The following is a 14,068-nucleotide window of genomic DNA, read 5'->3' on the forward strand; positions in this document are numbered from 1 at the left end:
GGGCCGGCGGCCGCAGGTCAGCTGGCGATGCCGGAGATGGACTTGGCGACCTGGCTCAGGAAGTCCTGGATCGGCTTGGCGGCCGTGCTCTGGTTGAGCATGAAGCCGAACAGGGCGGCCAGGATGAAGTGCCCGGTCTTGAGCTGCTTCTGGCGGATGAAGATGAAGCAGACGATGCCGAACAGGACCAGCGCGGAGACGGAGAGTGCCACCCGGACTCACTTCCTCGTTTCATAGCGGGGCGCCACCGGCTGACGACCCCTGCGAAGCCGGACCCCGGCCTGTCCGACGGTCCCGAGGCGGAACAGCAGTTCGTCCGGCACGTCGAGGCCGGAGGGAAGGCCGCCCGGTACGACCGCACGGTGTCCGTCGTGCCGCATGTGGCGCCCCCCATCCCCCGAATCCTGAACAGTCCCGCCCGGACTCAGTGTGGTCGAACGTGCCGATTGCGTAAAGGTCTGACTGTCTGTCGAACGCCGTCATCCTGCGATGCGAGACGAGTTTCCGCCGACCGGGACGATAGTCGAGACATCCTGACGATTCGTCGGCGGGGTACCGCTGAGCGGCCGGGAACGTTCGGCGGGTCGGACCGGAACCGGCAGGTCCGCTCCGTCTCCGGGGCGGCGGAATTGGCCGAAGATCAGCTCCGGGGCTTGACAGCAGCTGCCGGTGGCACGTGCCACCGCCCGCCGACCCCGCCGGACCCGGACGCCGCGCTCAGTCGCGCCAGATCAGCAGGACCGCGCGGTCGTCGTTGATGTCCCGGGCGACCGTCTCGATCAGCCGGGAGGCCGAGCCGCCGCCGGCGCCCGGGCCGCCGCCCGGCACCAGCCGGTCCGCCTCGCCCATCAGCCGGTCCATGCCCTCGGAGAGGTCCCGGCCGGGCGCCTCCACCATGCCGTCGGTGCACAGCATCAGCACGTCGCCGCGGTTCAGCCGCCCCCGCACGCCCTCGAACTTGGCGCCGTCGTAGATGCCCAGCGCCGGGCCCTCCAGGGCCTCCTTGGTCTCCCAGCGGCCGGCGCCCGCCAGCCGCTGCATCCCCGGCAGGTGGCCGGCCGAGAGCAGCTCGTACTCGCCGGTGTCCAGGTCCAGCACCAGGTGCACGGCCGTCGCGAAGCCCTCCTCCCAGGACTGCCGCAGCAGATAGCCGTTGGCGGCGGGAAGGAAGTCGTGCGCGGGAAGTGAGCCGAGCAGTCCGCCGAAGGCCCCGGAGAGCAGCAGCGCCCGGGAGCCCGCGTCCATGCCCTTGCCGGAGACGTCCGCGAGGACCACCTCCAGCACCCGCCGGCCCGGGCCGGTGCGGTCGGCGACCACGAAGTCGCCCGAGAAGGACTGCCCGCCGGCCGGGCGCAGCGCCATGTCCGCGTGCCACCCCTCCGGCAGCCCGGGCACCCGGCTCTGCACCCGCAGCCGCTCGCGCAGGTCGAACAGCATCGTCGAGCCGCCCCACCAGGGCACGCCGACCCGGCTGCGGAACTGGGCCAGCAGCAGCCCGCCGACCCCGGCCGCGCCGACCACCAGGGCGGCGCCGGGGGTGACGCCGTAGGTGTAGGACTCGGGATGGTCGCTGGCGACCCGCTGGCCGGTGTGGATGACCGACTCGGCGGACAGCCCGAGCGCGGCGAGCGCGTACAGCACCACCAGCGAGCCGGGGCGCAGCAGCAGGGCGGCCGCCAGGATCGGCAGCACCAGCGCGGTGGGCGGGGCCCAGGCGGGCCAGCGGACGTTGAGCACGATCAGCAGCGGCACCAGCAGGGCCAGCGCGCACAACACCGGCCAGTCGGCGGCGCCGCCGCGGAACCAGTCGACGGCGGCAGTGCGCAGCCTTCGGCGGACCCGGCGGAGCCTCTTGCGCAACCGGGCCGTCACGGGGTCGGACGCCGGTACGGCGCCGGGCCTCGTCGCAGTCGTCCGGGGCGGTGCGCCCTGCGGTCTGCCAGCCATGGGGACCGACCATATCCAGCACTCCCGGTCGGCGTCGACGGCCGGGGCGGTGGCGGCGTCCCGGTGGCGCGGGCGTGTCAGCGGGTTTCGGCCGATTGCGGCGGGCGGCGTCCGGGGCGTCAGGAGGCGTACGGGCACGGGGCGTACGAACCGCCCGGGCGGCGCACGCGGCCCGCGCGCGGGCGGTCGGACGGGGCACGCGCCGGGGTGCGCGCTGTGGCCGATCACACAGCGATCACACGGTGATCACACAGCTGCCGTCCAGCTGCCGTTCAGCCGCCGTACGGCCGGTTCCGGGTGCCCCCGGGCCCCGGCGCGCCACCGGGAGCGGGTCCGGGAACGGGTCCGGGAACGCGACGACCGGCCGCGCCGTCGGGGCGCGGCCGGTCGTGGGAGCCGGGACGGACGGGAGGGTCAGCCCTCCTGCTGCGGGTGGTGGGCCGGGATCGGCGGGAGCTCACCGGTGGTCTCGTACACGGACAGCATGTCGATCCGGCGGGTGTGGCGCTCCTCGCCGCTGTACGGGGTGTTGAGGAAGATCTCGACGAACTTGGTCGCCTCCTCCTCGGTGTGCATCCGGCCGCCGATGGAGACCACGTTGGCGTTGTTGTGCTCGCGGCCGAGCGCGGCGGTCTGCTCGCTCCAGGCCAGCGCGGCGCGGACGCCCCTGACCTTGTTGGCGGCGATCGCCTCGCCGTTGCCCGAGCCGCCGATCACGATGCCCAGCGCCTCCGGGTCCGAGGCGGTGCGCTCGGCTGCCCGCAGGCAGAACGGCGGATAGTCGTCGAGGGCGTCGTAGATGTGCGGCCCGCAGTCGACCGGCTCGTGGCCGGCCTCCTTGAGCCACTCCACGAGGTGGTTCTTCAGTTCGTAGCCGGCATGGTCGGAGCCCAGGTACACGCGCATGCCCATGAGTGTGGCATGCGTCCGTACCCGGGCTCCGCAGGGGGCCGGTGAGCCCCGGTCACGCGTCCCGGCGGCCGCCGAGCAGCTTCCAGGCCAGCGGGAGGGCGCCGGCCGCCAGCACGGCCTTCAGGGCGTCGCCGACGAGGTACGGGTAGAGGCCGAGCTCGGCGGCGCGGGCCAGCGGCACGTCGAGGGCGAACGCCAGGTACGGCACCCCGACGGCGTAGATGGCGAGACTGCCGAGGACCACGGCGGCGGCGGTGCGCACCGGCGAGCGGTCGGCGCCGCGCCGGGCCAGCGCGCCGACCAGGCCGGCCGCCAGCACGAAGCCGATCACATAGCCGAACGAGGCCGCCGACCAGCCGGCCGTGCCCTCGGCGAACCACGGCACCCCCGCCGCCCCGGCCAGCAGGTAGAGGCCGAGCGAGGCGACGCCGCGGCGGGCGCCGAGCGCGGTGCCGACCAGCAGCGCGGCGAAGGTCTGGCCGGTCACCGGCACCGGGGAACCGGGGACGTTCACCGACAGCTGAGCGGCCAGGCCGGTGAGGGCGGCGCCCCCGGCCACCAGGGCGAGGTCCCGGGCCTGCGTGCCGAGGCGGGTGCCGGCGGCGGGCAGCAGGTCCGCCAGGACGGCACGGCTGGGAACGGGGGTACTGGCGGTGGCCATCGGGCTTCTCCTCGGCACGGCGCGGATCCGGACGGCCGCGGGGCCGGCGGACGAGAGTGAGTGATCACTCCGAACCTACGCGGCGATCACCCCGGGGACCGTCATGGATCCGGACAAACCCCCGGACCCCGTCCTTGTCGGGTCCCGCCCCCTTCCGCCGCCCGCGCCCGGCCCGCTCCCGACCCCGTCCGGCCGGTTGCCACCGGCCTCCGGTCCCGCCCGGCCCGTTCTCGCCACTCTCGGCAACCGGGCGGGCGGGCAGCGTTACCATGGGGTCCGCATTCTGGGCCCGATCCGGACATTCTTGGCGCCGACGGCCTCGTCCCCGGATATTGGGCAACTCGCACCGCATGTCGAACAGTCTGGATCCCACCCCCATGGCCCCCACCTCCGCGCCCACGGCGCCCGGGACCACCACGCCCGCTCCGCCGGGCGGCGGCCAACAGCTCTCGCACGGGCTCAAGCAGCGCCACCTGTCGATGATCGCCCTCGGCGGCGTCATCGGCGCCGGCCTCTTCGTCGGCTCCGGCGCGGGCATCGCGGCGGCCGGGCCCGCCATCATCCTGGCCTTCACGCTCTCCGGCCTGCTGGTCATGCTGATCATGCGGATGCTCGGCGAGATGTCGGCGGCCCGCCCCGCCTCCGGCTCCTTCTCGGTGCACGCCGAGAAGGAGATCGGCCCCTGGGCCGGGATCACCGCGGGCTGGATGTACTGGGTGATGCTCTGCTGCGGTGTCGCCGCCGAGGCCACCGCCGCCGGGAAGATCGTCAACGGCTGGGTCCCCGGCGTCTCCGCCTGGGTCTGGGTCGCCCTGTTCATGGTGTTCTTCTGCGCCAGCAACCTCACCGCGGTGAAGAACTTCGGCGAGTTCGAGTTCTGGTTCGCCACCGTCAAGGTCGCCGCGATCCTCGCCTTCCTGGTGCTCGGCGGACTCGGCCTGGCCGGGGTGATCGGCCCCGGCGCCCCCGGCACCGCCAACCTCACCGGCCAGGGCGGCTTCCTGCCCAACGGCACCAGCGGACTCATCGTCGGCCTGCTCGCCTCCGTGTTCGCCTACGGCGGCCTGGAGACCGTCACCATCGCCGCCGCCGAGTCCGACGACCCCAAGCGCAACGTCGCCAACGCCGTGCGCACCGCGGTCTGGCGGATCGCGATCTTCTACATCGGCTCGATGGCGCTCGTCGTCACCCTGGTCTCGTGGAAGGACCCGGCGGTCGTCGCCGACGGCCCCTACGTCACCGTGCTGAGCCACCTCGGGGTGCCCGGCTCCGGGACGATCATGCAGGTGGTGGTGCTGATCGCGCTGCTGTCCGCGATGAACGCCAACATCTACGGCGCCTCCCGGATGGCGTACTCGCTGGTCGGCCGCGGTCAGGGCCCGCGCGCGCTCGCCAAGGTGAGCGGCGGCGTCCCCCGCCGGGCCGTGCTGGCCTCCTGCCTGTTCGGCTTCGGCGCCGTCCTGGCCGCCAAGTTCTGGCCCGACACCGTCTTCACCTGGCTGATGAACACCACCGGCGTCGCCATCCTGGTGGTCTGGCTGTTCATCTGCGCCGTCCAGCTGAGGATGCGCCGCCGGCTGGAGCGCGAGGCGCCCGAGCTGCTCACCGTCCGGATGTGGGGCTACCCGTACCTGACCTGGCTCGCGATGGCCGCCGTCGTCGGCATCCTGGCGCTGATGACCACCACCGAGGGCAACCGCGAGCAGCTGTACGCCGCCGGCGTGCTGGTCGCGCTGCTGGTCACCGCCGGGCTGGTGAAGCAGCGCCGGGACGCCGCCGCCGCGACCGGCTCCACCGGCTGACGGACCGGGCACGACACGCGGGCGGGGCCCGGTACCAGCTGGTACCGGGCCCCGCCCGCGTGTGCGAAGGTCCTGCGCGACGGCCGCGTGCGACGGTCCTGCGCGACGACCGCTACTCGAAGGACGGGCTCGCGGTGCGGGTCCGCTTGAGCTCGTAGAAGCCCGGGGTGGAGGCCACCAGCAGGGTGCCGTCCCACAGCCGGGCGGCGGCCTCGCCGCGCGGGGTCGGGGTCACCACCGGGCCGAAGAACGCGACCCGGTCGCCGTCCGCGCCCTCGACCGCGATCACCGGGGTGCCGACGTCCTCGCCGACCAGGGTGATGCCCTGCTGGTGCGACAGCCGCAGGGCGTCGTCGTGGGCGTCGCTGCCGGCCGCGTCCGCCAGCTCCACCGGCAGACCGGCCGCGGCCAGCGCCGCCTCGATCGTCTCCCGGTTCTGCGGCAGGCCCTGGTTGTGGAAGCGGGTGCCCAGCTCGGTGTACAGCCGGCCCAGCACCTCGTCGCCGTGCTTCTCCGCCGCGGCGATGCACACCCGCACCGCGCCCCAGGCGTTGTCCAGCAGCTCCCGGTAGTTCGCCGGCAGGTCGCGGTGCTCGTTCAGCACCGACAGGCTCATGACGTGCCAGTTCACGTCCACCGGACGGAGCTGCTGGACCTCGATCAGCCAGCGGGAGCTCATCCACGCCCACGGACAGGCCGGGTCGAACCAGAAGTCGGCGGTCTTGCGGTCGGTGGAAGCGGAACCAGCGGCAGTCGTCACGGCTGTCGTCCTTCGAGAGTCGTCCGGGAGTCGTCCGGGGAGGAGCGGCGGGAAGGCGGTCGGGGAACGGCTCCGCGCGGACCCGCGCGACCGCCCCGTCACCCCCCAACACCCGGACCCGGCCGGTGATTCCGGCCCACCCCGACGAGTTGTGCAATGGTACCGGCGCGGGGGGCGTGAAAGGATGCCCCCGCAGCGCCACAGCGCGCCGTACCACTGCACCAGCGAAGACCGCACCACCGTGCGAGCCGGACAAAGGAGTACCGCCGTGCCGGGCAAGAACCTGAGCCGTGACGAAGCCCAGCAGCGGGCCAGCGTCCTCACCGTGGACAGCTACCGGGTCCGGCTCGACCTGACCTCGGCCCCCGATCCGGCGGCCGCCACCTTCCGGTCCACCACCACCGTCGCCTTCCGCTGCGCCGAACCGGGCGCCTCGACCTTCGTCGACCTGCTCGCCCCCGCCGTCCGCGCCGTCACCCTGAACGGCCGCGCCCTCGACCCGGCCACCGCCTACGACGGCGCCCGGGTGCGCGTCGACGGTCTCGCCGCCGAGAACGTGCTCACCGTCGAGGCCGACTGCGCCTACAGCCGCACCGGCGAGGGCCTGCACCGCTTCACCGACCCGGCCGACGGCGAGACCTACCTCTACACCCACTACGAGCCGGCCGACGCCCGCCGGGTCTTCGCCACCTTCGAGCAGCCCGACCTGAAGGCGCCGTTCAGCTTCACCGTCACCGCTCCGGCCGCCTGGGACGTCCGCTCCAACGCCGCGCACGACCGCGTCACCGCGGACGGCGCCGCCCGCACCTGGGAGTTCGCGCCGACGAAGCCGATCTCCACCTACCTCACCGCCGTCGTCGCCGGCCCGTACCACGTCGTGCGCGACCACTACAGCCGCACCCTCGCCGACGGCACCGTGCTCGACATCCCGCTCGCCGCGCTCTGCCGCCGGTCGCTCGCCCCGTACTTCGACGCCGACGAGATCCTCGGCGTCACCAAGCTCGGACTCGACTTCTTCCACGAGAAGTTCGACTACCCGTACCCCTTCGGCAAGTACGACCAGGCGTTCGTCCCCGAGTACAACATCGGCGCGATGGAGAACCCCGGCTGCGTCACCTTCCGCGAGGAGTTCGTCTTCCGCTCGAAGGTCACCGACGCCGCCTACGAGGCCCGCGCCAACGTGATCCTGCACGAGATGGCGCACATGTGGTTCGGCGACCTGGTCACCATGCGCTGGTGGGACGACCTGTGGCTGAAGGAGTCCTTCGCCGACTTCATGGGCTCCTACGGGCTGGTCGGCGCCGGCACCCGCTTCCAGGCCGCCTGGGTCACCTTCGCCAACCAGCGCAAGGCGTGGGCCTACCGGCAGGACCAGTTCCCCACCACCCACCCCATCACGGCGGACATCCGGGACCTGGAGGACGCCAAGCTCAACTTCGACGGCATCACCTACGCCAAGGGCGCCTCGGTGCTCAAGCAGCTCGTCGCCTACGCCGGTGCCGACGCCTTCTTCGAGGGCGCCCGCCGCTACTTCCAGCGGCACGCCTTCGGCAACACCGAACTCGGCGACCTGCTGGACATCCTGGAGGACACCAGCGGCCGCGACCTCAGGTCCTGGGCCGCCGCCTGGCTGCAGACCGCCGGCGTCAACACCCTCGCCCCGCAGCTCACCGCCGACGCCGAGGGCCGGATCACCGAACTCGCCGTCGTCCAGGACGGCGACGTCCAGCGCCCGCACCGGATCGCCGTCGGCCTCTACGACCGCGACGCGGACGGCGCGCTGGTGCGCACCGAGCGCTTCGAACTGGACGTCACCGGCCCCCGCACCGTCGTCGACGGCGCCGCCGGCCGCGCCCGGCCCGCGCTCGTCCTGCTCAACGACGACGACCTGACGTACTGCAAGATCCGCTTCGACGAGGAGTCGCTGGAGACCCTGCGGACCGGGCTCGGCGACATCAAGGACGACCTGGCCCGCGCGCTCGCCTGGTCCGCCGTCTGGAACCTCACCCGGGACGCCCTGATGCCGGCCCGCGACTACGTCGCGCTGGTGCTGCGGTTCGGCGGCCAGGAGGCCAACATCGGCGTCCTGCAGTCGCTGCACCTCCAGGCCAGGACCGCCGTCGACCTCTACGCCGACCCCGCCTGGCGCGGCGAGGGCGGCCGGCTGCTCGCCGACAGCGCGCTGAACGAACTGCGCGCCGCCGCGCCCGGCAGCGACCACCAGCTGGCCTGGGCCCGGTTCCTCGCCCAGACCGCCAACGGCTCCGAGCACCTCGGCCTGGTCCGCGGCCTGCTGGCCGGCACCGCCCGGATCGACGGCCTTGAGGTCGACCAGGAGTTGCGCTGGGCCCTGTGGCTGACCCTGGCCGCGGCCGGCCAGGCCGGCGAGGAGGAGCTGGCCGGGGAGCTCGCCGCCGACAACACCGCGAGCGGCCGCCGCCAGCACACCCAGTGCCTGGCCGCCCGGCCCACCCCGGAGGCCAAGGCCGCCGCCTGGTCCGCCGTGATCGACTCCGACGAGCTGCCCAACGCGCTGGTCGAGGCCAACATCGCCGGCTTCGCGGTGCCCGGCCACCGTGACCTGACCGCCCTCTACGCGGCGCCCTACTTCAAGCTGCTGGAGCGGGTCTGGTCCGAGCGGACGATCGAGATCGCGATGCGGATCGTCGGCGGCTTCTTCCCGCAGTCCCAGGTCGACGGGGCCACGCTGGCCGAGGCCGACGCCTGGCTGACCGGCCACCCGGACGCGGCGCCCGCGCTGCGCCGGCTGGTGCTGGAGCGCCGGGACGACCTGGCCCGGGCGCTGCGGGCGCAGGCCGCCGACCGGGGCTGACCGGCTCCGCCGCCGACCGTTCGGCCCCCGTCGCGACACCCGGTCGCGGCGGGGGCCGACACGTGTCCGGCCACGGGGCGCGCGGCGGCGTCCGGGGGCACCCCGATCGACGCGCGGCGGTCGCGGCGGACGGCGGTCGCGGCGGACGGCGGTCGCGGCGGCGGGTGCGCGGAGCTCCCCGGGAACGACGGAGGAGGCCGGACCGCGGGTGCGGTCCGGCCTCCTCGGCGTCAGCGCGGTGGTCAGCCGTTGATCAGGCTGCGCAGCACGTACTGCAGGATGCCGCCGTTGCGGTAGTAGTCCGCCTCACCGGGGGTGTCGATGCGGACGACCGCGTCGAACTCCTTGTCACCCGCGACGACCTTGACGGTCTTCGGGGTGCGGCCCTCGTTGAGCTCGGTCACACCGGTGAAGGAGAAGGTCTCCTCGCCGGTCAGGCCCAGCGAGTCGGCGTTCTCGCCCTCCGGGAACTGCAGCGGGAGGACGCCCATGCCGATCAGGTTCGAGCGGTGGATGCGCTCGTAGGACTCGGCGATGACGGCCTTGACGCCGAGCAGCGCGGTGCCCTTGGCGGCCCAGTCGCGGGACGAGCCGGAGCCGTACTCCTTGCCGGCCAGGACGACCAGCGGGGTGCCGGCGGCCTGGTAGTTCTGCGAGGCGTCGTAGATGAACGACACCGGCGCGTCGGCCTGGGTGAAGTCGCGGGTGTAGCCGCCCTCGGTGCCCGGCGCGATCTGGTTGCGCAGGCGGATGTTGGCGAAGGTGCCGCGGATCATGACCTCGTGGTTCCCGCGGCGCGAGCCGTAGGAGTTGAAGTCGCGCTTCTCCACACCGTTGGCGGTCAGGTACTGCGCCGCCGGGGTGCCCGGCTTGATGTTGCCGGCCGGGGAGATGTGGTCGGTGGTGACCGAGTCGCCCAGCTTGGCCAGGACGCGGGCGCCGGCGATGTCGTTCACCGGGCTCGGGGTCTTGGCCATGCCCTCGAAGTACGGGGGCTTGCGGACGTAGGTCGACTCGGCGTCCCACTCGAAGGTGTTGCCGGTCGGGACCGGGAGCGACTGCCAGCGGTGGTCGCCGGCGAAGACGTCCTGGTAGCCCTTGTCGAACATGGCCTCGTCGATGGAGCCGGCGACGGTGTCGGCGACCTCCTGCTCGGAGGGCCAGATGTCGGCGAGGAAGACGTCGTTGCCGTCGGCGTCCTGGCCGAGGGCGTCCCGGGTGATGTCGATGTTCATGTTGCCGGCGAGGGCGTAGGCGACCACCAGCGGCGGGGAGGCCAGGTAGTTCATCTTGACGTCCGGGTTGATCCGGCCCTCGAAGTTGCGGTTGCCGGAGAGCACCGAGACGACGGCGAGGTCGGCCTCGTTGACCGCGGCCGAGACCTCCTCGGGCAGCGGGCCCGAGTTGCCGATGCAGGTGACGCAGCCGTAGCCGACCAGGTTGAAGCCCAGCTTCTCCATGTACGGGAGCAGGCCGGCCTTCTCGTAGTAGTCCATGACGACCTTGGACCCGGGGGCCAGGGTGGTCTTGACCCACGGCTTGACGGTCAGGCCCTTCTCCACGGCCTTCTTCGCCAGCAGGGCGGCGCCCAGCATGACGGAGGGGTTGGAGGTGTTGGTGCAGGAGGTGATCGAGGCGATCACGACCGCGCCGTTGTCGATCTCGTACGACGAGCCGTCGGGGGCGGTGACGGCGGTCGGCTTCGACGCCTCGGCGGAGTAGGTCGGCAGCGCCTCGGCGAACTTCGCGGCGGCCTCGGCCAGGACCACGCGGTCCTGCGGGCGCTTCGGGCCGGAGATCGACGGGACGACGGTGGAGACGTCCAGCTCCAGGTACTCGGAGTAGACCGGCTCGACCGACGGGTCGTGCCAGAGGCCCTGCTCCTTGGCGTACGCCTCGACCAGGGCGAGCTGCTGCGCGTCGCGGCCGGTGAGCTTCAGGTAGTTGATGGTCTCGGCGTCGATCGGGAAGATCGCACAGGTCGAGCCGAACTCCGGCGACATGTTGCCGATGGTGGCGCGGTTGGCCAGCGGGATCGAGCCGATGCCGTCGCCGTAGAACTCGACGAACTTGCCGACCACACCGTGCTTGCGCAGCATCTCGGTGATGGTGAGCACCAGGTCGGTGGCGGTGGTGCCGGCCGGCAGCTCGCCGGTCAGCTTGAAGCCGACGACGCGCGGGATCAGCATGGAGACCGGCTGGCCGAGCATCGCGGCCTCGGCCTCGATGCCGCCGACGCCCCAGCCCAGCACGCCCAGGCCGTTGACCATGGTGGTGTGCGAGTCGGTGCCGACGCAGGTGTCCGGGTACGCCTGGCCGCCGCGGACCATGACGGTGCGGGCCAGGTGCTCGATGTTCACCTGGTGGACGATGCCGGTGCCGGGCGGGACGACCTTGAACTCGTCGAAGGCGGTCTGGCCCCAACGCAGGAACTGGTAGCGCTCCTTGTTGCGGCCGTACTCGATCTCGACGTTCTGGACGAAGGCGTCCGGGGTGCCGAACTTGTCCGCGATGACGGAGTGGTCGATGACCAGCTCGGCCGGGGCCAGCGGGTTGATCTTGGCCGGGTCGCCGCCCAGCTCCTTGACGGCCTCACGCATGGTGGCGAGGTCGACCACGCACGGCACGCCGGTGAAGTCCTGCATGATCACGCGGGCGGGCGTGAACTGGATCTCCTGGCTCGGCTGGGCGTCGGCGTCCCAGTCGCCGAGGGCCCGGATGTGGCCGGCGGTGATGTTGGCGCCGTCCTCGGTGCGGAGCAGGTTCTCCAGCAGCACCTTGAGGCTGTAGGGCAGCCGCTCGGACCCCTCGACGGCGGAGAGCTTGAAGATCTCGTACGACTCGTCGCCCACCTGCAGCGAGCTGCGGGCGTCGAAGCTGTTCGCGGACACGACTGACTCCTTCTAGGTGCTTCGTGCGGTATCCGGCCGCCACGGTGGTAAGGTCAGCCTTACTTAGGCTTACCTTGCCCGCACCGCCGGTGAGCGCCTCTCGGCAAGTATCTTGATGTCGAGATATATCGTACGGCGGAGTTATCTCGATGTCGAGATAAACCATAGTGCATGGCGCCGCGTCCGCCACGTCGGCACCACCTCCAGCCTGCCCCCTCCCCCCGGGACCGCGCCACGCACCCCCCGCCGCTCCGGTGGCCGGGCACTCCCGGGCGGCGGGGGCGGCGAGCGGGACCGCCCGGCGCGCGCGTGCGCCCGGCCTGCGGGTCGGGCCGGTGGCGAGGGGCGGGTCGAGCCGGTGACGAGGGGCGGGACCGGGCGTGTCCGGGTGCCCGCGGGGCCGTTGAAGGGGGTGTCAGGTCCGCCGCGCCCCGGCCCGGGTGCGCGCGCCCCCACCCGAAGAGGTCCGCCGATGCCCGCTCCGCTCGCCGCCGCCCTGCTCCCGCTCGCCCTGCTGGTGCCCGCCGCCTCGCCGGTCTCGGTCACCGAGGCCGACTTCGACCCGGCCACCGCCTTCCTCCCGCCGACCGCGATCAGCCACGCGCCGGACCTGGTGCCGTTCGGCTCGCACGTGCGGGTGATCGTCGACCGCTCGGTGCCCGGCCGCACGATCCTCACCATGAGCGTCTCCGGGGTCGCCGCCGACCACGACTTCCCGGTGCACCTGCACACCGGCCGCTGCGGGGCCGACCCGGCCGCCTCCGGCCCGCACTACCAGGACGCGGTGGACCCGGTCAGCCCGTCCACCGACCCCGCCTACGCGAACGACCGGAACGAACTGCGGCTCGACCTGCACACCGACGGGCACGGTGACGGCACCGCCGCCGCCTCGGTCGCCTGGCGGCCCCGGCCGGGCGAGGCCCGCTCCGCGGTCCTGCACGCGGGCACGCCGACCGGCGCGCACACCGCCGCCGAGCGGGCCGCCTGCGTGAACCTGGACGGCCTCGACGGCCCGGAGTACGACGCGCGGTAGCCGCGGTGGCCGGAGCGCCGGGCGCGCCGGGCTCCGGGGCGCGCCCCGGCCGCCGGGGGCGCGTCAGCCGCCGAGGGTCGCGACCAGGACGGCCTTGATGGTGTGGAGCCGGTTCTCGGCCTGGTCGAAGACCACGGAGTGCGCCGACTCGAACAGTTCGTCGGTGCACTCCAGCTCGGCCATCCCGGTCTCCTCGAACAGCTGGCGGCCGAGCACCGTGCCGAGGTCGTGGAAGGCCGGCAGGCAGTGCAGGAACCTCACCCGCGGGTTGCCGGTCGCCCGCACCGTCTCCATCGACACCTGGTACGGCCGGAGCAGCGCGATCCGCTCGGCCCAGACCTCCTTGGGCTCGCCCATCGAGACCCACACGTCGGTGTAGAGGAAGTCGGCGCCCGCCACGCCTTCGGCGACGTCCTCGGTGAGGGTGATCCGGGCCCCGGTGTCACCGGCCAGCGACTCCGCGGCCTTGCGCACCTCCTCGTCCGGCCACAGCGCGCGCGGCGCGACGATCCGGATGTCCATGCCGAGCAGCGCGCCGGTCACCAGCAGCGAGTTGCCCATGTTGGAACGGGCGTCGCCGAGGTAGGCGAGCGTCACCTCGGCCAGCGGCTTGGTGGTGTGCTCGGTGACCGTGAGCACGTCGGCCAGCATCTGGGTGGGGTGCCACTCGTCGGTGAGACCGTTCCAGACCGGCACCCCCGCGTGGGCGGCCAGTTCCTCGACCACCGCCTGCCCGTGCCCCCGGTACTCGATGCCGTCGAACATCCGGCCGAGCACCCGGGCGGTGTCCTTGATCGACTCCTTGTGCCCGATCTGCGAACCGGCCGGGTCCAGGTAGGTGGTGGTGGCGCCCTGGTCGTGCGCGGCCACCTCGAAGGCGCAGCGGGTCCGGGTGGAGGTCTTCTCGAAGATCAGCGCGATGTTCTTCCCGCGCAGCCGGGGCTGCTCGGTACCCGCGTACTTCGCCGCCTTGAGGGTGGCGGCGAGGTCCACCAGGAAGCGGAACTCCTGGGGGGTGAAGTCGAGCTCCTTGAGGAAGTGCCTGTTCCGGAGGTTGTACGCCATGCCGGGCTCCTGTGGTGACGGTGACGGTGACGGGCGGGCGAGTGGGAAGCGGCAAGTCTATACGATGCTTAGAATTTGTATGCACTCACACTCCTGGGGCCGTCCCCTCACGCGCACGTCCGTCCGCCGACGGAAGCCTTGAGCGGGACCGCGCGTGCGGTCGC

The 14,068-nt window shown here is 72.8% G+C and carries 10 protein-coding genes; 3 read left to right on the forward strand and 7 right to left on the reverse strand.

Annotation, left to right across the window (positions count from 1 at the left end; genetic code table 11):
* Positions 1-17 precede the first annotated feature (17 nt).
* The 4 genes from ACIQ9P_RS04920 to ACIQ9P_RS04935 all read right to left on the reverse strand — a co-directional run bounded on the left by ACIQ9P_RS04920 (position 18) and on the right by ACIQ9P_RS04935 (position 3,520).
* A complete protein-coding gene (locus tag ACIQ9P_RS04920; protein WP_030397386.1) occupies positions 18-212 on the reverse strand; it encodes a hypothetical protein in 195 nt (64 codons plus the stop codon).
* Between the two features lie 505 nt (positions 213-717).
* Positions 718-1,947 (reverse strand): PP2C family protein-serine/threonine phosphatase, encoded by a 1,230-nt coding sequence (locus tag ACIQ9P_RS04925; RefSeq protein ID WP_402349685.1) that lies wholly within the window; start codon positions 1,945-1,947, stop codon positions 718-720.
* 414 nt (positions 1,948-2,361) lie between these two features.
* Complete coding sequence (locus ACIQ9P_RS04930) at positions 2,362-2,853, reverse strand: ribose-5-phosphate isomerase (protein ID WP_402349688.1); 492 nt, start codon at positions 2,851-2,853, stop codon at positions 2,362-2,364.
* 58 nt (positions 2,854-2,911) lie between these two features.
* Positions 2,912-3,520 (reverse strand): biotin transporter BioY, encoded by a 609-nt coding sequence (locus ACIQ9P_RS04935; RefSeq protein ID WP_402349691.1) that lies wholly within the window; start codon positions 3,518-3,520, stop codon positions 2,912-2,914.
* 377 nt (positions 3,521-3,897) lie between these two features.
* On the opposite strand from ACIQ9P_RS04935, the gene ACIQ9P_RS04940 reads away from it, so the two are divergent.
* Positions 3,898-5,322 carry an amino acid permease gene (locus tag ACIQ9P_RS04940; protein WP_402349694.1) on the forward strand — a complete coding sequence of 475 codons (1,425 nt, stop codon included), beginning with the start codon at positions 3,898-3,900 and terminating at the stop codon, positions 5,320-5,322.
* A gap of 112 nt (positions 5,323-5,434) precedes the next feature.
* On the opposite strand, the gene ACIQ9P_RS04945 is transcribed toward ACIQ9P_RS04940, so the two are convergent.
* Positions 5,435-6,082, reverse strand: coding sequence for a disulfide bond formation protein DsbA (locus tag ACIQ9P_RS04945; RefSeq protein WP_402349697.1), 648 nt, complete (start codon positions 6,080-6,082; stop codon positions 5,435-5,437).
* A gap of 268 nt (positions 6,083-6,350) precedes the next feature.
* Here ACIQ9P_RS04945 and pepN point away from each other — a divergent pair, with 268 nt between their 5' ends.
* Positions 6,351-8,915, forward strand: coding sequence for an aminopeptidase N (gene pepN / locus ACIQ9P_RS04950; RefSeq protein WP_402349700.1), 2,565 nt, complete (start codon positions 6,351-6,353; stop codon positions 8,913-8,915).
* Positions 8,916-9,157: 242 nt separating this feature from the next.
* On the opposite strand, the gene acnA is transcribed toward pepN, so the two are convergent.
* Positions 9,158-11,806, reverse strand: a complete 2,649-nt coding sequence (acnA, locus tag ACIQ9P_RS04955) for an aconitate hydratase AcnA (protein ID WP_402349703.1) — start codon at positions 11,804-11,806, stop codon at positions 9,158-9,160.
* A 472-nt stretch (positions 11,807-12,278) separates the two neighbouring features.
* On the opposite strand from acnA, the gene ACIQ9P_RS04960 reads away from it, so the two are divergent.
* A complete protein-coding gene (locus tag ACIQ9P_RS04960; RefSeq protein ID WP_402349706.1) occupies positions 12,279-12,839 on the forward strand; it encodes a superoxide dismutase family protein in 561 nt (186 codons plus the stop codon).
* A gap of 63 nt (positions 12,840-12,902) precedes the next feature.
* Here ACIQ9P_RS04960 and argF read toward each other — a convergent pair whose 3' ends face one another.
* Entirely contained in the window at positions 12,903-13,904 is a 1,002-nt protein-coding gene (gene argF / locus ACIQ9P_RS04965; protein WP_402349709.1) for an ornithine carbamoyltransferase, read from the reverse strand.
* Between the last annotated feature and the right edge of the window lie 164 nt (positions 13,905-14,068).

Source organism: Kitasatospora sp. NPDC094019 (assembly GCF_044764505.1).
Lineage (GTDB): Bacteria > Actinomycetota > Actinomycetes > Streptomycetales > Streptomycetaceae > Kitasatospora.